This window comes from Halomonas gemina, assembly GCF_023554995.1.
GTDB classification, from domain to species: domain Bacteria; phylum Pseudomonadota; class Gammaproteobacteria; order Pseudomonadales; family Halomonadaceae; genus Halomonas; species Halomonas gemina.
The window spans coordinates 550,007-565,501 of sequence record NZ_JAMJPK010000001.1 but is presented as its reverse complement, the minus strand read 5'-3'; the positions used below and the strand labels follow the sequence as shown (position 1 = coordinate 565,501).

The window sequence follows — 15,495 nt, the reverse complement described above, 5'->3', positions numbered from 1 at the left end:
TGTGATGCTTCATACAAAGTTTCTGGATACCTGCACCTGTGAGGTGCTGGGCGGCAAGCCCCGCTGGGTGTATCTGCGCCTGCTCAAGGTGCTGTTTTCCCGGAGCCCTTCTCGTCAATCCGTGCTGTATATACGGTTGGTTCAGCTTTGCTCCTCTCAGGGCTGGAGCATTATCGCCAACTGGGCACAGTACAGGTTGGTTACAAGCTTTGGACTCTACGTCCATCCGAGAGCTGAAATTGGAAAGGGACTGAGGTTGCCTCACCCGACCTCAATCGTGTTAGGTGGTGGCTTGCAAATTGGCGAGCGCTGCCTGATTTATCAACAGGTAACCGTAGGGGCAGCACCACGCAATCACGATGGTTTGATGCAAAGAGTAGGCGACGACGTCACACTATATCCGGGTGCTAAGTTTGTGGGAAGAGGGCGCGTTGGAAATCGTGTTGTAGTCGGTGCTAATGCTTTAGTGGCTGATGAATTTGGAGATGATGTAGTAGTAGCGGGTGTGCCTGCTCGAGTGATTCGTTCTACACGAGCTGGCGATAGGGTGGGAGCCGTTCATCGTTTATGATGCGTATTCTATTTCTTGCCGATCATCTGGGTGGCGGTGGAGCTCCCGTTTCCATACTGAGCCTGGCCAAGGCGCTATCTGCTCGTGGTTTTGCGATCACGATTGTTTCCCTGCAAGACAAGGTTTGGCGTGAGGTACCATCCGACGTTGATATCCATGTCGTCAGCTTTCAGCCTCGCGGCCCCTGGCAAAAGCTAAGACGATATCACCTGCATGCTCGTCTGCTGGATCAATGGTTTCGTGATCAGCCCGGCGAATTTGACCTAGTGGTGGCTAACCTTCATTACACACATCAGGTCGTTACCCGTTCGAGTCTGGCAGAAAGGGCTTGGTTGTGTATGCGTACCGATCCCTCTGCACTATTGGAAGGGCATCGCTATAATCACAGGCTTCGCCAACTTATCCGCCTGTATAATGGACGAAGAGTCATTGCACTTTCACGCGGCATACTGAACTTTTTGGCGGCCAAGGGTGTAGCCTTAAGAGATTCTGTAGTTATTCATAATATTATCGATGCCAATTATATCCAGACGATGATGCAGGAGTCGGTGGGCTACGAAGACTATATCGTCTTTGTGGGTAGGCTTGAGAAACGACAAAAACGTTACGATAGGTTGTTGAGGGCTTACATCAATAGTGGGATTTCACAAGACCTTGTTGTTGTGGGCGATGGTGAAATCAACGAGGCAAGGAAACTGGCCGATGATTTTGGCATCACTGAACGAGTGCACTTCGTGGGTGAAAAATCAAATCCCTATGCCTATATGCATCATGCTCGCCTGCTAGTTTTATCATCGGATTCCGAAGGGTTCGGCCGCGTTATCGTAGAGTCGCTGGTATGCGGTACCCCGGTTGTCAGTACTGACTGTCCATCAGGCCCAAGGGAGATACTCAAGGGAGAGCTTTCTGACTGTCTGGTACCTCTCGATGAGGGGGAGTTATTGGGTAAGAAAATCAAAGAGATGATTGCCAACCCCCCCACCATCCGAGCGGAACACTACGCCCCCTTTTCAGCGGAAGTTGTAACTGCCGAATATCTTCGCCTCATGGAGATAACCTCCTGACTTCGTGCATCATAACGCTTCAAATTGCGGGATGACGTTTTCCCTGAGGAACTGCCGGTAGTGGCGTTCCTCGATCTCGATGGGGGCCTGGTCCATGCGCGCGATCGCATCGGCCAGGCCCTTTTCGTTGTCGGGCGCCACCAGGAAGTCGGCGAGCTCCTGGGTGAGGATCTCCCGCGGGCCGCTGGGGCAGTCCACGCTGATCACTGGGGTGTGCAGCAGCAGGGCCTCGATCAGCACCCGGGGTAGGCCTTCGGCATCGGAGGTCAGGATCATCGCCTTGGCCGCGGCGATCCAGGGATAGGGATTGTGGTGGTAACCGGCCATGATGACGCGGTCTTCGAGCCCGAGCTCGCTTATCTGTTCGCGAATGGCGCTCTCGTGCTCCGGCTTGCCCTTGCCCATGATCACCAGCGGTGTGGCCACGCCGCTTTGCGCGTAGGCACGCAGCAGGCGGTCGTGGCGCTTGCGGGGTTCCAGCGAAGCCACGCAGAGGAAGAACTCACCGTCGGGTAGTTCGGCGGGTTCCTTCGCCATCTCGACGAAGGGTTCACGCTCGTAGGGGTTGTAGATGGCAAGTATCCGCTCGGCTTCCAGTCCCACCACCTTCTCGAGGTTCTCCTTCACGCCATGGGAGACGGCGATGACACGTCGGCCGCCATAGAAGCGACGCACCTTGTCGAAGGCACGGGCTCGCTTCCTAGGCTCACTGAACTTGGCCGAGACGTCGGACTTTACCCAGAAGTAGAGGTTGGAATGGCGCAGATGGCGGGTGATCTTGTCACAGGAGCAGGAGATCACCACGTCCGGTTGCCAGGCCTCCAGGGCCTGGGCGATCTTGCGTGCCTGCCATTTCTCGGTGAGCACCGTGGTGGTGGCCTTGGTGAAGGAGGTCACCACACCGAGGTTCTCGATCGAGAGCCCCTCGGGGATGCGATGCTCCACCAGCTCGCGCAGGGTGAAGACGATGACCTCATGGCCGCGTTGGCGCAGCTGGTCGGCGGTATAGAGCAGCGACTTCTGGGCACCGCCGCCGTAGAGGTCGGCGATGACGAAGGCGAAGCGTTTGGCGGCCACGGGCGGCTCCATTAAGCGTAAATGCGCTGCATGCTACCACAGCCTGGGAAGGGCGCGTCAGGGCTCCCCGGGCGCCAGGGGCAGGGCGATGATCTCATCTGCGGCGGTCATCGGGTCGGGACCTTTCGCGCCGTGCGTTGTCTCGGAGTGATAGCATTTCACCATGCACGAGAGATCGGCTGACCGGTTGTGACAGGAGGGACTTTATGATCGATTCGATACAGCGCTTCTTCAACGAGATGCTGGCCGAGGGTGGGGGCGGCGAAGCGGCGGCCCCCACCCTGGAGCTGGCCACGGCGGCGCTGCTGTTCGAGGTGGCGCGTGCCGACTATCACCTCGACGACAGCGAGGTGGCGCTGCTGCGCGAGCTGCTGCAGCGGCGTTTCGACCTGGCGGAGGCGGACCTCGATGAGCTGATGCGCCTGGCCCGCGAGGAGGCCGATTCGGCGGTGGACCACTACCGCTTCGTCAGCCTGGTCAAGGAGCACTTCGACTATGAGCAGCGCTGTGAGCTGGTGCGCATGATGTGGTCGCTGTCGCTGGCCGATGGCGAGCAGCATCACCTGGAGGAGCACCGCATCCGGCGCCTGGCCGAGCTGCTGCATGTCAGCCACTCGGATTTCATCCGCACCAAGCTGAGGGTTCAGGAGGGGGAGGACGGTTGACGCCGAGCACGGGCTTTCCCTTCGCACTGCGAAGGTGCATGCTCGGTAAGAGCCGTGAACAGCAGACAAGGAGTCAGAGATGGCGCGTGAAATCGTGGTGATGGGCGCCGGGATGGTCGGCGTGTCGGTAGCCTGGCACTTGGCCCGGCGCGGCCACTCGGTGACCCTGGTCGACCGCCGGGAACCGGGCCGCGAGACCTCCTTCGGTAATGCCGGCATCATCCAGCGCGAGGCCGTGCAGCCCTATCCCTTCCCGCGGGATCTCGCCACCATGCTGCGGGTATTGCCCAACCGCCAGGTGGATATCCGCTACCGGCCCGGGGGCATGCTGCAGTCCGCCGGGCCGCTGCTGCAGTACTGGCAGAACTCCTCTCCCAAGCGCTATGCGCGCATCGTGCCGGAGTACGCCTCGCTGATCTGCCTCTCGCTGGACGCCCATGCGCCGATGGTCGAGGCGGCGGGCGCCGAGCACCTGGTGCGTAAGGAAGGCTGGCTGGAGGTCTATCGCAGCCAGGAGGCCATGGCGGCGCGTCTGCGCGACGCCGAGGCCAACGCCGAGCGGTTCGGGGTGCGCTACCGGGCGCTGGATGTCGGTGAACTGGCGGCCATGGAGCCCAGTCTGGCCACTGATCTGGCCGGGGCGATCCACTGGGAGCAACCCTGGACGGTGGCCGATCCCGGCGCCCTGGTGCAGGCCTATGCCAAAAGCTTCGAGGCAGAAGGCGGCCGCGTTCGGCAGACGGAGGTGAAGGATGTCGCTCGCCAGGGCAGCGGCTGGCGGGTATCCACGCAGGAGGGCGTGCTGGAGGCCGAGCAGCTGGTGATGGCCATGGGGCCCTGGGCGCGGGATTGGCTCTCCGGCCTGGGACTCGATATCCCGCTGTTCGTCAAGCGCGGGTATCACATGCACTACGGCACCACCGGCACGGCCCGGCTCGGCCACTGGGTGATGGATGCCGAGGTGGGGTACCTGCTGGCGCCGATGCAGGCGGGGATCCGCCTGACGACCGGGGCGGAGCTGGAGCGCCTCGAGGCGCCGCCGCACCTGGAGCAGCTGGCCGCCGCCGAGCGCGTGGCGCGAAGGCTGTTCCCGCTGGGAGAACGGCTCGACCCCGAGCCCTGGAAGGGCGCGCGTCCCTGCACGCCGGACATGAAGCCGGTGATCGGCCCGGCGCCGGGGCAGGAGGGGCTCTGGCTGGCGCTGGGCCATGGCCACCAGGGCTTCACCCTGGGGCCGGCCACCGGCCGCCTGCTGGCCCAGATGATGGATGGCGAGCAAGCCGAGATCGATATGGCGCCGTTCCGGGCCGAGAGGTTCTGAGGCTGACTTTTGCTTCTTCGCACATTGGCGTGAAGTCACTGACAGTTCCCTGTAGGAGCGCAATTCATTGCGCGAATGGCGCCGACAGGCGCCCCGAACCGAGTGCCGAAGGCGGGAGGCCTTCGGCCTCCAATCGCGATCTGAAGTCGGAGCGCCGAACCGTCGCTCCCACAGAGTGGTGCTGGGGTCAGACCCCAAAGTTTAGTGAAGGGTCTGACCCCAAAACTGAATTAGCTCTTCGCCTTGCGCTTGCGCTGGATCAGGTGCATCAGCAACTTGATGAGCAGGGTGAAGACGAACACCAGCCAGCCGGCGGTGGCCAGCACATTGAACAGCAGCATCTTCTGCTCGCCGTTCATCGGCGTGATGAGGTGGTCGATGACGATGGCCAGCAGGAAGGCCAGAAACAGGGGCAGGGCGAGGATATGCATCCACATCTCGGTGCGCCGCTTGCGCACATGGTAGCGGCCGAGCAGCACCCGAATCGGCCGGTGCACGAAGCTGATCAGGATCAGGCTGCCGACCATCAGCAGGGCGGCGAGGCTGGGTTCGATGCTGCCCAGGTGCGCGGAGATACTCACCGACCAGTAGAGCACCAGCCACATGAAGCCGGCCAGGATCGCAACGATATCGGCGTAGTGTCTTACCTTGGGCATCATGTCCTCATGGGTGGCCGGGCGTCGGTGGCGGGGCGAATTCTGGCGCCATGATACGGCATTCAGCGGCGCTTGAAGAGTCGGCGTACCCAGTACCAGCGGTTGATCAGCAGGGCGGCGAAGATCAGCGAGCAACCCAGCAGCTGGAGCAGCGTCATGGTCTCGCCGAACCACCAGGCGGCCATCAGCGCAGTCCACACGGCCTCGAGCATCAGGATGACCGCGGCATGGCTGGGGGTGGTCAGCCCCTGGGCATGGACCTGCAGGAAGAAGCGCAGGGTGCTGGCGAAGAGGATGCTGGCGGCGACCCAGCCGAGGGTGGCCGCCGAGAGGCGAGCCGGCCAGGGCTCGAACGGGAGCGAGGCGAGCGTCAGCATCAGGCCCACCACCAGCAGCTGGATGGCGGTCAGCGGCAGGGCGGGCACGCGGCGGACCACCCGCGAGTTGGCATTGATCAGCACCGAGAACACCAGCGCCGAGCCGGCGATCAGCCACTGGCCGGGCTCGATCCGGAACCCCGCATTCAGCGACAGCAGCATGAAACCGACCAGCGCCACCGGCAGGGCGATCCAGGTGGTGCGTGGCGGCCGGTCGCCGAACAGCAGGCGTGCCACCACCGGCACCAGCAGGATGCCCAGGCTGTTGATGAAGGCGCTCTCGCCGAGGTGGCGGGAGTGGTGCAGGCCGAGCACCCACAGCGAAATGGCGGCGCTGAAGATCAGCCCCACCCCGGCCGCGAGGCGCCACTCGGCCGGGGAGAGCCGGCGCAGGGCGGCGAGGGCGAAGAGCGCCAGGATGCCGCCGGCGATCACAAAGCGCGTGCCGATGAACAGCAGCGGCGGCATGCCGGCCAGCGCCTCCTTGGAGAAGATCCAGCCGGCGGCGGCCAGCATCGTCACCAGCAGAAGGAGGAGGTCGGCGCGCAGCGGCGAGCGAACAGGGTCAACGGACGGCATCGGGCTCCGGGGCGCGGGGAATGGCCGGATATGTTAGCAGACGAATGGCCTGTCGTGGCCTCGGGTCGTCGGCGGGGTTGCGATATACTGGCGCCATTCTGGCTCAAGACGCCCCTCCATGCTTTCGACACAGGACCCGCCGTGAATTCGATCACCCTGACCCGCCCGGACGACTGGCATCTTCACCTGCGCGACGGCGAGGCCATGGCCGCCGTGGTAGCCGCCAGCGCCCGCCAGATGGGCCGTGCCATCATCATGCCCAACCTCCAGCCGCCGGTAACCACCACCGAGCAGGCGCTGGCCTACCGCGAGCGTATCCTCGCGGCTCTGCCCGCCGGAGCCGCTTTCGAGCCGCTGATGACCCTCTACCTGACCGACAACACCCCGGCCGATGAGATCGAGCGGGCGCACGCCAGCGGCCTGGTGCAGGCCGTGAAGCTCTATCCCGCCGGGGCGACCACCAACTCGGCCTCCGGCGTCACCGACCTGGCCCATTGCGATGCGGCCGTGGCCGCCATGGCGCGACTGGGCATTCCGCTGCTGGTGCATGGCGAGGTCACCGACGCCGATATCGACATCTTCGACCGCGAGGCGGTGTTCATCGAGCGGGTCATGAAGCCGTTGCTCGAGCGCCACCCGGACCTCAAGGTGGTCTTCGAGCACATCACCACGGCCGATGCCGCCGACTTCGTGGCCGCCGCGCCGGCCAATGTGGCCGCCACCATCACCGTTCACCACCTGCTGTTCAACCGTAACCACATGCTGGTGGGCGGTATCCGCCCCCACTACTACTGCCTGCCGATCCTCAAGCGCGAGCGCCACCGCCAGGCGTTGCTGGCCGCGGCGACCTCGGGTAGCCCCAAGTTCTTCCTGGGCACCGACAGCGCCCCCCACGCGCGCGGCGACAAGGAGAGTGCCTGCGGCTGTGCCGGGGCCTATACCGCGCCGGCGGCCCTGGAGCTCTATGCCACCGCCTTCGAGCAGGCCGGGGCCCTGGAGCGCCTCGAGGGGTTCGCCAGCCACTTCGGCCCCGACTTCTACGGCATGGCGCGCAACACCGACACCGTGACACTGGTGCGCGAGCCCTGGCAGCTGCCCGAATCGCTGCCCTATGCCGAGGGCCAGACCATCGTGCCGCTTGCCGCCGGCGAGAGGCTGGAGTGGAGGCTGCAGGACTGATGCCAGTCACTGGTGATCGCGACAATGGCAGCGGCCGCCCCGGGGGCGGCCGCTGCCGTCTCAGGCACGGGCTTAATCGTCGAGTAGCTGCCGGTCGAGAAAGGCGATGCCGGCCTCGATGGCGTTGCCGCGGGTCAGGAAGCTGGTGAAGTGTCCGCGGTAGTGCTGCAGGTAGAGCTCGCTCTCCACGCCTTGGGCGAGGAGCTCGGCGTGGAAGTCGGTGGCGTGGTCCAGCGGGACCAGGCCATCCCAGCGGCCGTGGAAGAGGAAGTGTGGCGGGGTGTCGGCATCGACGTGGGTGATCGGCGAGGCCAGGCGGTACGCCTCGGGCCGCTCGGCCCGGGTGCCGCCGATGAACTCCACCACCAGCCGTCCGTCATCGAACTTGAAGAGGTCGCTCGGCAGGCCGCCGCCCAGCACGGCGGCCAGTCGGGCGTGGTCACCACCATGGGGCTCGGCCAGGGCATCGACGTTGGCGGAGACCCCGAGCAGGCTGACCAGATGGGCGCCGCTGGAATAGCCGACGCCGACGATGCGATCGGTGTCGATGCGCCATGCATTAGCATGTTCGTGGATCCAGGCCATGGCCCGCTGCAGGTCGTGGAGCTGGGCGGGGAAACGGTGCTCCGGGGCGAAGCGGTAGGCGACGTTGACCGTCACGTAGCCGCGTTCGGCGAGACGCTCGGCGATCTCGTCCATGTCATCGGGGCTGCGCCGTTGCCAGCCCCCGCCGTGAACCAGCAGGGCGGCCGGACGCCGCTGGTCTGGCGGCGTGTCGGGGAGCAGGACACGTGCTTCGAGCATCTCCGGCCAGTCGGGCGGGGTATAGGTGCGCGGCGCCAGGCGCTCGACGGCGTAGTGAACGGGTTCCACCTCCTCAAGGGCTGTGACCTCGCCGTTGCGGTCGATATGGGTGGCGCAGCCTGTCAGCAGCAGGGGAAGGAACAGGGCCAGCCCCCACCAGCCACGCAAGGCGCGAGCCATGTTCAGCCCTCGATGGCTTCGGCCTGGCGGCTGTGGTGACCCAGGCGGTCGACCATGGCCGTGACCATGCGTGTGGAATGATCGGCGGCCTTCTCCAGGAACTCGGTGAAGGAGAGGTGGTTGTCGCCGCCGCCGGCGATGTCGGAGAGCGCGCGGATGACCACGAAAGGGCAGCCGTAGTGATGGCAGGTCTGGGCGATCGCCGCGGCTTCCATCTCGGCGGCCAGCATGGTGGGGAAGCGCGAGCGGGTGGTGGCCACCAGCTCCGGGCAGGCCATGAAGACGTCGCCGGTGGCGATCAGGCCTTCCACGACATTGACCTCGCCCAGCTGCTCGATGCACTCCCGGGCCATGGTGACCAGTCGCGGGTCGGGCAGGTAGGCAGCGGGCATCTGCGGTACCTGGCCGTGCTCATAGCCGAAGACGACGGCGTCCACGTCGTGGTGGCGCACCTCGCTGGAGACGACCACGTCGCCGATCTCGAGCCCCTCGCCGAAACCGCCGGCGGAGCCGGTGTTGATGATCGCCTCGGGGTGGTAGACGTCCAGCAGCAGGGTAGTGCCGATGGCGGCATTCACCTTGCCGATTCCGGACTGCAGGATCACCACCTCGACGCCGTGCAGCTTGCCGAGATGGAAGGTGCAACCCACGTGCTCACGGGTGCGGCGATCTTCCAGCTGCGCGGCGAGCGCCGCGACCTCCTGGGCCATCGCGCCGATGATGCCGATGCGCTTCATGCGAACACCTGGTTCCATTCGTCACGCTTGGCCAAGAAGCCGCGGGCGATCTCTTGGGCGCCCTCCAGGCTATGGCTCGCCGCCCAGCCGCACTGCATCTCGTTGCAGGCGGGCACCTCGGTGGCCTCGAGCACGTCCTTGAGGGTGCCTTCCAGCAGGTCGAGCACGCCGTCGTAGTCGTCGTGGTTGATCATTGCGATGTAGAAACCGGTCTGGCAGCCCATGGGGCTGATGTCGACGACCTTGTCGGAGTGGTTGCGCGAGAGCTCGGCCATCAGGTGCTCCAGGGAGTGCAATCCGGGCATCTCCATGTGGTCCTGGTTGGGCTGGCAGATACGCATGTCGTACTTGTGGATGGTATCGCCGTTCTCGCCGGTCTTGATGTCGGCGAGGCGGATATAGGGCGCCTTCACCTTGGTGTGGTCGAGGTTAAAGCTTTCGACATTCATCTTCTGGTCGGTCATCGGGAGACCTCGCGAGTCGGGGAAAAAGAGGCGCTGATTCTAGCCGAATTCGACGAAAGGTGCACGGCAGGGCGTGGGGTCAAACCCCAAAGCGGATTGAGGGGTCTGACCCCAAAGTTTGCTGAGGGGTCTGACCCCAAGGGAAACTTAGGTGGCGTCGTGCATATCGGCGGCTTGCAGGGTGTTCTCGAGCAGGCTGGCGACGGTCATGGGGCCGACGCCGCCAGGGACCGGGGTGATCCAGCTGGCGCGTTCGGCGGCCGGGGCGAAGTCGATGTCGCCGATCAGGCGGCCGTCCTCCTGGCGGTTGATGCCCACGTCGATGACGATGGCGCCGGGCTTGATCCACTCGCCCTTGACAATACCCGGCTTGCCGATCGCGACCACCAGCAGGTCGGCGCGCCGGACATGCGCCTCGAGGTTTCGCGTGAAGCGATGACAGACGGTAGTGGTGCAGCCGGCGAGCATCAGCTCCAGCGACATGGGGCGGCCGACGATGTTGGAGGCGCCGACTACCGTGGCGTCCAGGCCGCGGACCTTGAGGTCGTTTGCCTCCAGCAGGGTCATCACCCCCTTGGGGGTGCAGGGGCGCAGCAGCGGCATGCGCTGGGCCAGGCGGCCGAGGTTGTAGGGATGGAAGCCGTCGACATCCTTGTGCGGGAGGATGCGTTCGAGGATCGGGCGGGAGTCCAGGTGCTCGGGAAGCGGGAGCTGCACGAGGATGCCGTCGATGCGCGGGTCCGCGTTGAGCTGGTCGACCAGGCTCTCGAGCTCATCCTGGCGGGTATCCGTCGGCAGCGGGTACTTGAACGAGCGGATGCCGGCCTCCTCGCAGGCGCGGTGCTTGTTGCGCACATAGACGGCGGAGGCGGCGTCCTCGCCCACCAGCACCACGGCCAGTCCGGGAATGCGCCCTCCGGCCTCGCGGCGTGCCTGCACCTGTCGAGCGACCTGCTGGCGGACTCGGGCGGCAATGGACTTGCCATCGATCAGTTGGGCGGTCATCGAGCTTCCCTCTGGTGGTGGGTGGGCGAGGCGGTGGATTTTCGCATGCCCGGGCCCCAAGGCAAAGCGCCCGGGCGGCCGTGGCGCGCTTCTCGCTTGACCCACCGGGAAAGTTCCGTAGAATACGCAGCGCTTGACGAGGCCCCTGCGGCGGCGTCAGGGCCGTGCAAGAGCCGGCGGGGTGTAGCGCAGTCTGGTAGCGCGCCTGCTTTGGGAGCAGGATGTCGGGGGTTCGAATCCCTCCACCCCGACCACAACCTATTGATTGGGAAGTTTTATTTCTCATTTTGGGTTGCGGTCAGGCGCTCTGAAACGTAGAATGCGCCCATAGCTCAACCGGATAGAGCAACGGCCTTCTAAGCCGTAGGTTGCAGGTTCGAGTCCTGCTGGGCGCGCCATGTGTCGCATGGAGTGGCCGGTAGCGCTTCGGCCGATGCGTTAGAGCTTTCAGCAAGACCCGTGTCGTAGTGGTGGATGTAGCTCAGTGGTAGAGCCCCGGATTGTGGCTCCGGTGGTCGTGGGTTCGATCCCCATCATCCACCCCACCTCGACATGACCTCAGGCAGTGGTGGATGTAGCTCAGTGGTAGAGCCCCGGATTGTGGCTCCGGTGGTCGTGGGTTCGATCCCCATCATCCACCCCATTGCCTCCCTCAGCAGCTCTCGCTTTTCCCGTTCCAGTTCCCTGGCGTTTCATCCGTGTCATGGCGCTTGTCGTCACGCCTTCCCATTGCCGAGCGTGGCAGTCGCCAGCGCGGAAAAATCCCCGTCATGCCCCTTGTAATGTGCTGCCAGGCCCCCATCTGTTCAGGCACGGCGCTTGCCAGTACCGGGCGGGATTCTTAGAATCAGCCCTTTGACCCTTTCACGCTTTCACAGAACGCCCCAGTCGGTAGAGGACATTTCATGCAAGTTTCCGTCGATACGACCTCCCAGATTGAACGCCGCATCAAGGTCCAGGTGCCGGCCGCCGAGGTCGACGAGGCCGTTGCCGCCCGTCTCAAGGATGCCGCCAAGACCGTTCGCATGGACGGCTTCCGCAAGGGCAAGGTCCCGATGTCGGTGATCCGCCAGCGCTACGGGCGTGGCGTGCGCGACGAGGTGGTGGGCGAAGTGATGCGCGAGCGCTATGTGCGTGCCATCTCCGAGCACGAGCTCAACCCGGCCGGTTATCCGCAGATCGAGGCCACCGTAAACGAGGCGGGCAAGGACCTGGAGTTTACCGCGACCCTCGAGATCTATCCCGAGGTCGAGCTTTCGTCCATCGAGGGCACCGAGGTCGAGCGTCCGGTGGTCGAGGTGAGCGAGGCCGACGTCGACGAGATGATCGACACCCTGCGCAAGCAGAATGCCGGCTGGGAAGAGGTCGAGCGCGCCGCCGAGGAGGGCGACCAGGTCACGATCGACTTCCAGGGCTTCCTGGGCGACGAGCCCTTCGAGGGCGGCAGCGCCGAGGGCCACGAGCTGGTAATCGGGTCCGGCAGCTTCATCCCCGGCTTCGAGGAGCAGCTGGTCGGTGCCAAGGCGGGCGAGGAGAAGGAGCTCAAGGTCACCTTTCCCGAGGACTACCAGGCCGAGCAGCTGGCTGGCCAGGAAGCGACCTTCAAGGTCAAGGTCCACGCGGTCAAGGGCCAGGCCCTGCCCGAGGTGGATGCCGAGTTCGTCGAGAAGTTCGGCGTCGAGGATGGCGACCTGGAGAAGTTCCGCGCCGAGGTCAAGAAGAACATGACCCGCGAGGCGACCCAGGCCATCGACAACCGCGTCAAGCAGCAGGTTCTCGAGGCGCTGAAGAAGGCCAACGACATTCCGGTGCCCCAGGCGCTGGTGCAGCAGGAGACCGAGGGCCTCAAGCGCCAGGCGGCCCAGCAGTTCGGCCTCGGCGAGGACTTCGATGTCAGCCAGCTGCCCGACGAGCTGTTCGCCGAGCAAGCCAAGAGCCGCGTCCAGGTCGGCCTGCTGCTGGCCGAGGTGATCAAGCGCCACGAGCTCGCGGCCAGCGACGACGAGATCAAGGCCAAGGTCGAGGAGCTGGCCCAGCAGTACCAGGACCCCGAGCAGGTGGTCGAGTACTACATGGGCAACGACCAGCTCAAGACCCAGGTGCAGTCGGCTATCCTCGAGGAGAAGGCCGTCGATGTGCTGCTCGAGCAGGCCAGCGTCAAGGACGTGGAAATGAGCTACCAGGAGGCCCTCGCCGCGGCCCAGCAGCAGGGCGAAGTCGACGAGGAAGGCGAAGAGGCCGAGGCCGACGAGCAGGGCGAAGAGAAGCAGGCCTGATCACGCCCCGGTGCGTCCCGCCCGATTACGCTCGGGCGGGAATACCCCTAAGCTTCCATTTATCGGAACCAAGGACATCACCCAGATGAGCAACCCGTTCGATATCCAATCCGCCGGTGGCCTGGTGCCCATGGTGGTCGAGCAGAGCGCGCGCGGCGAGCGGGCTTACGACATCTACTCCCGCCTGCTCAAGGAGCGCGTGATCTTCCTGATTGGCCCGGTGGAAGACTACATGGCCAACCTGCTGGTGGCGCAGCTGCTGTTCCTGGAGTCCGAGAATCCGGACAAGGACATCCACCTGTACATCAACTCGCCGGGTGGCGGCGTGACGGCGGGCATGTCGGTCTACGACACCATGCAGTTCATCAAGCCTGACGTCTCCACGGTCTGCATCGGCCAGGCGGCGAGCATGGGTGCACTGCTGCTGGCCGGCGGTGCCGCCGGCAAGCGCTACTGCCTGCCCAATTCGCGGATGATGATCCACCAGCCGCTGGGCGGCTACCAGGGGCAGGCGTCGGACATCGAGATCCACACCCGCGAGATCCTCGGTATCCGCGACAAGCTCAACCAGATCCTGGCGCACCATACCGGCCAGGACATCGAGACCATCGCCCGGGATACCGACCGCGACAACTTCATGAACGGCGCGCAGGCCGCCGAATATGGCCTGATCGACGCGGTGCTGGAACAGCGGCCGACATCCTGATAGCGTGAATTTCACCCGAGTGACCTTCATGCACTGAGACGTTTCCCGGCGGCCGAGGCCGCCGTGGTGAACCCGACGCCCCATGAGCCATACTGTAGGGGCGTCATTATGAAAGAGGTACGCGAATGGCCGACGGCAAAGGCAAGGACGAAGGCGGCAAACTGCTCTACTGCTCGTTCTGCGGCAAGAACCAGAATGAGGTGCGCAAGCTGATTGCCGGCCCGTCCGTGTATATCTGCGATGAGTGTGTCGACCTCTGCAACGACATCATTCGCGAGGAGGTGCTCGATGCCGATGCCGAGAGCGACGAGGAGCGTCTGCCTGCGCCCCGCGAGATTCGTCACACCCTCGATGACTACGTGATCGGCCAGGACCGCGCCAAGATGGTGCTGTCCGTGGCGGTCTACAACCACTACAAGCGCCTGCGCTTCGGCGCCAAGGACGACGACGTCGAGCTTGGCAAGTCGAACATCCTGCTGATCGGTCCCACCGGCAGCGGCAAGACGCTGCTCGCCGAGACCCTGGCGCGGCTGCTCAATGTGCCTTTCACCATCGCCGATGCGACCACCCTCACCGAGGCGGGCTACGTCGGCGAGGATGTCGAGAACATCATCCAGAAGCTGCTGCAGAAGTGCGACTACGATGTGGAGAAGGCTCAGCGCGGCATCGTCTACATTGACGAGATCGACAAGATCTCGCGCAAGTCGGACAACCCGTCCATTACCCGTGACGTCTCGGGCGAGGGCGTGCAGCAGGCGCTGCTCAAGCTGATCGAGGGCACCACCGCCTCGGTGCCGCCCCAGGGCGGCCGCAAGCATCCCCAGCAGGAGTTCCTGCAGGTCGATACCGGCAACATCCTGTTCATCGTCGGCGGCGCCTTCGCCGGGCTGGACAAGGTGATCCGCGATCGCGCCGAGAAGGGCGGCATCGGCTTTAACGCCGTGGTCAAGAGCAAGGACGAGACCAAGGGCGTGGGCGACCTGCTGCTCGACGTGGAACCCGAGGACCTGGTCAAGTTCGGCCTGATCCCCGAGTTCGTCGGCCGCCTGCCGGTGATCGCGACCCTCACCGAGCTCACCGAGGATGCCCTGATCCAGATCCTCACCGAGCCCAAGAACTCGCTGATCAAGCAGTACGCCCGGCTGTTCGAGATGGAAGGCGTGGAGCTGGAGTTCCGCGAGGACGCCCTGAGGGCGGTGGCCGGCAAGGCCATGGCGCGCAAGACCGGTGCCCGCGGCCTGCGCTCGATCCTCGAGTCCGTGCTGCTCGATACCATGTACGAGATTCCCTCCCTGGAGGGGGTGTCCAAGGTGGTGATCGATGCCTCGGTCATCAGTGGCGAGAGCGAGCCGCTGTTGATCTACTCCCAGCAGGAGGCGCAGCGGGTCGACGGCACCGACGGCTGAACCACCGGGGCCGGGCCCCGGGCGGGAGCGCCTCGCCTCCCTGTGTCGGCCAGCATGGCCGACAGGAGTCGCGAGGCGCTCCCGCTTTTTTAGATTCTTTGCACATTGGCGTGATTCTGTTTGGCAGGCAAGGACATAGGCTACTTTCCTGTGGGAGCGATCTTCAGATCGCGATAGAAGGCCGGAGGCCTTCCCAGCAATAGGCACTCAGCCCAGGGCGTCTTTCGGCGCCATTCGTCGATGCGTCGAACCGGCAATGAATTGCGCTCCCACAAGGGCACTTCGCCTCCTTCACGCCGTATTGCGATGATCATTATTCCGCCTGACGAGGTGGGCGCTTGCGTGGGTAGACGGCATGCCGCGCCTTGTAAAGCCCGCCTGTCGCCCCCACTCCTTGGGTATCCATCCGATTTCGTGTGAGGAACGTC

General features: G+C 64.4%; 15 protein-coding genes and 4 tRNA genes. 12 read left to right on the top strand and 7 right to left on the bottom strand.

Features of this window, described 5'->3' with window-relative positions; genetic code table 11:
• Positions 1 to 4 precede the first annotated feature (4 nt).
• Positions 5 to 571: a serine O-acetyltransferase gene (locus tag M8009_RS02820; RefSeq protein WP_250059245.1), complete on the top strand. Its 567-nt coding sequence runs from the start codon at positions 5 to 7 to the stop codon at positions 569 to 571.
• Positions 568 to 1,635 carry a glycosyltransferase gene (locus M8009_RS02815; protein WP_250059244.1) on the top strand — a complete coding sequence of 356 codons (1,068 nt, stop codon included), beginning with the start codon at positions 568 to 570 and terminating at the stop codon, positions 1,633 to 1,635. The genes M8009_RS02820 and M8009_RS02815 overlap by 4 nt, the downstream gene beginning before the upstream one ends.
• Positions 1,636 to 1,644: 9 nt before the next feature.
• Here M8009_RS02815 and M8009_RS02810 read toward each other — a convergent pair whose 3' ends face one another.
• Positions 1,645 to 2,712, bottom strand: a complete 1,068-nt coding sequence (locus M8009_RS02810; RefSeq protein ID WP_250059243.1) for a glycosyltransferase — start codon at positions 2,710 to 2,712, stop codon at positions 1,645 to 1,647.
• A gap of 206 nt (positions 2,713 to 2,918) precedes the next feature.
• Between M8009_RS02810 and M8009_RS02805 the strand changes: the two genes are divergently transcribed.
• Both M8009_RS02805 and M8009_RS02800 read left to right on the top strand, forming a co-directional pair.
• A complete protein-coding gene (locus M8009_RS02805; RefSeq protein WP_250059242.1) occupies positions 2,919 to 3,377 on the top strand; it encodes a tellurite resistance TerB family protein in 459 nt (152 codons plus the stop codon).
• 79 nt (positions 3,378 to 3,456) lie between these two features.
• A complete protein-coding gene (locus M8009_RS02800; protein ID WP_250059241.1) occupies positions 3,457 to 4,698 on the top strand; it encodes an NAD(P)/FAD-dependent oxidoreductase in 1,242 nt (413 codons plus the stop codon).
• 230 nt (positions 4,699 to 4,928) lie between these two features.
• Here the strand turns inward: M8009_RS02800 and M8009_RS02795 are convergent, their stop codons facing one another.
• Positions 4,929 to 5,354 (bottom strand): hypothetical protein, encoded by a 426-nt coding sequence (locus tag M8009_RS02795; protein WP_250059240.1) that lies wholly within the window; start codon positions 5,352 to 5,354, stop codon positions 4,929 to 4,931.
• A 62-nt stretch (positions 5,355 to 5,416) separates the two neighbouring features.
• Positions 5,417 to 6,310 carry a DMT family transporter gene (locus M8009_RS02790; RefSeq protein ID WP_250059239.1) on the bottom strand — a complete coding sequence of 298 codons (894 nt, stop codon included), beginning with the start codon at positions 6,308 to 6,310 and terminating at the stop codon, positions 5,417 to 5,419.
• 141 nt (positions 6,311 to 6,451) lie between these two features.
• On the opposite strand from M8009_RS02790, the gene pyrC reads away from it, so the two are divergent.
• Positions 6,452 to 7,489, top strand: a complete 1,038-nt coding sequence (pyrC, locus tag M8009_RS02785) for a dihydroorotase (RefSeq protein WP_250059238.1) — start codon at positions 6,452 to 6,454, stop codon at positions 7,487 to 7,489.
• A 72-nt stretch (positions 7,490 to 7,561) separates the two neighbouring features.
• Here the strand turns inward: pyrC and M8009_RS02780 are convergent, their stop codons facing one another.
• From M8009_RS02780 to folD, 4 genes are all read right to left on the bottom strand, one after another.
• Positions 7,562 to 8,473: an alpha/beta hydrolase gene (locus M8009_RS02780; protein ID WP_250059237.1), complete on the bottom strand. Its 912-nt coding sequence runs from the start codon at positions 8,471 to 8,473 to the stop codon at positions 7,562 to 7,564.
• Between the two features lie 2 nt (positions 8,474 to 8,475).
• On the bottom strand, positions 8,476 to 9,210 hold the full coding sequence (gene mtnN / locus M8009_RS02775) for a 5'-methylthioadenosine/S-adenosylhomocysteine nucleosidase (RefSeq protein ID WP_250059236.1): 735 nt from the start codon (positions 9,208 to 9,210) through the stop codon (positions 8,476 to 8,478).
• Positions 9,207 to 9,674 (bottom strand): S-ribosylhomocysteine lyase, encoded by a 468-nt coding sequence (locus M8009_RS02770; protein ID WP_250059235.1) that lies wholly within the window; start codon positions 9,672 to 9,674, stop codon positions 9,207 to 9,209. The genes mtnN and M8009_RS02770 overlap by 4 nt, the downstream gene beginning before the upstream one ends.
• Positions 9,675 to 9,821: 147 nt before the next feature.
• Positions 9,822 to 10,679 carry a bifunctional methylenetetrahydrofolate dehydrogenase/methenyltetrahydrofolate cyclohydrolase FolD gene (folD, locus tag M8009_RS02765; RefSeq protein WP_250059234.1) on the bottom strand — a complete coding sequence of 286 codons (858 nt, stop codon included), beginning with the start codon at positions 10,677 to 10,679 and terminating at the stop codon, positions 9,822 to 9,824.
• Between the two features lie 177 nt (positions 10,680 to 10,856).
• Between folD and M8009_RS02760 the strand changes: the two genes are divergently transcribed.
• The 7 genes from M8009_RS02760 to clpX all read left to right on the top strand — a co-directional run bounded on the left by M8009_RS02760 (position 10,857) and on the right by clpX (position 15,067).
• A tRNA-Pro gene (locus M8009_RS02760) sits at positions 10,857 to 10,933 on the top strand.
• 67 nt (positions 10,934 to 11,000) lie between these two features.
• Positions 11,001 to 11,077 (top strand) — tRNA-Arg (locus M8009_RS02755).
• Between the two features lie 72 nt (positions 11,078 to 11,149).
• A tRNA-His gene (locus M8009_RS02750) sits at positions 11,150 to 11,224 on the top strand.
• Positions 11,225 to 11,247: 23 nt separating this feature from the next.
• A tRNA-His gene (locus tag M8009_RS02745) sits at positions 11,248 to 11,322 on the top strand.
• A 262-nt stretch (positions 11,323 to 11,584) separates the two neighbouring features.
• On the top strand, positions 11,585 to 12,955 hold the full coding sequence (gene tig / locus M8009_RS02740) for a trigger factor (RefSeq protein ID WP_250059233.1): 1,371 nt from the start codon (positions 11,585 to 11,587) through the stop codon (positions 12,953 to 12,955).
• Between the two features lie 85 nt (positions 12,956 to 13,040).
• Positions 13,041 to 13,661: an ATP-dependent Clp endopeptidase proteolytic subunit ClpP gene (gene clpP, locus M8009_RS02735; protein ID WP_250059232.1), complete on the top strand. Its 621-nt coding sequence runs from the start codon at positions 13,041 to 13,043 to the stop codon at positions 13,659 to 13,661.
• Between the two features lie 125 nt (positions 13,662 to 13,786).
• Positions 13,787 to 15,067, top strand: a complete 1,281-nt coding sequence (gene clpX, locus M8009_RS02730) for an ATP-dependent Clp protease ATP-binding subunit ClpX (RefSeq protein ID WP_250059231.1) — start codon at positions 13,787 to 13,789, stop codon at positions 15,065 to 15,067.
• Positions 15,068 to 15,495 lie beyond the last annotated feature (428 nt).

Bases quoted from the DNA above. Each gene is read 5' to 3' on its own strand.
- M8009_RS02820 (WP_250059245.1), top strand. From the start codon at position 5: ATGCTTCATACAAAGTTTCTGGATACCTGCACCTGTGAGGTGCTGGGC.
- M8009_RS02815 (WP_250059244.1), top strand. From the start codon at position 568: ATGATGCGTATTCTATTTCTTGCCGATCATCTGGGTGGCGGTGGAGCT.
- M8009_RS02805 (WP_250059242.1), top strand. From the start codon at position 2,919: ATGATCGATTCGATACAGCGCTTCTTCAACGAGATGCTGGCCGAGGGT.
- M8009_RS02800 (WP_250059241.1), top strand. From the start codon at position 3,457: ATGGCGCGTGAAATCGTGGTGATGGGCGCCGGGATGGTCGGCGTGTCG.
- M8009_RS02795 (WP_250059240.1), bottom strand. From the start codon at position 5,354: ATGCCCAAGGTAAGACACTACGCCGATATCGTTGCGATCCTGGCCGGC.
- M8009_RS02790 (WP_250059239.1), bottom strand. From the start codon at position 6,310: ATGCCGTCCGTTGACCCTGTTCGCTCGCCGCTGCGCGCCGACCTCCTC.
- M8009_RS02780 (WP_250059237.1), bottom strand. From the start codon at position 8,473: ATGGCTCGCGCCTTGCGTGGCTGGTGGGGGCTGGCCCTGTTCCTTCCC.
- mtnN (WP_250059236.1), bottom strand. From the start codon at position 9,210: ATGAAGCGCATCGGCATCATCGGCGCGATGGCCCAGGAGGTCGCGGCG.
- M8009_RS02770 (WP_250059235.1), bottom strand. From the start codon at position 9,674: ATGACCGACCAGAAGATGAATGTCGAAAGCTTTAACCTCGACCACACC.
- folD (WP_250059234.1), bottom strand. From the start codon at position 10,679: ATGACCGCCCAACTGATCGATGGCAAGTCCATTGCCGCCCGAGTCCGC.
- tig (WP_250059233.1), top strand. From the start codon at position 11,585: ATGCAAGTTTCCGTCGATACGACCTCCCAGATTGAACGCCGCATCAAG.
- clpP (WP_250059232.1), top strand. From the start codon at position 13,041: ATGAGCAACCCGTTCGATATCCAATCCGCCGGTGGCCTGGTGCCCATG.
- clpX (WP_250059231.1), top strand. From the start codon at position 13,787: ATGGCCGACGGCAAAGGCAAGGACGAAGGCGGCAAACTGCTCTACTGC.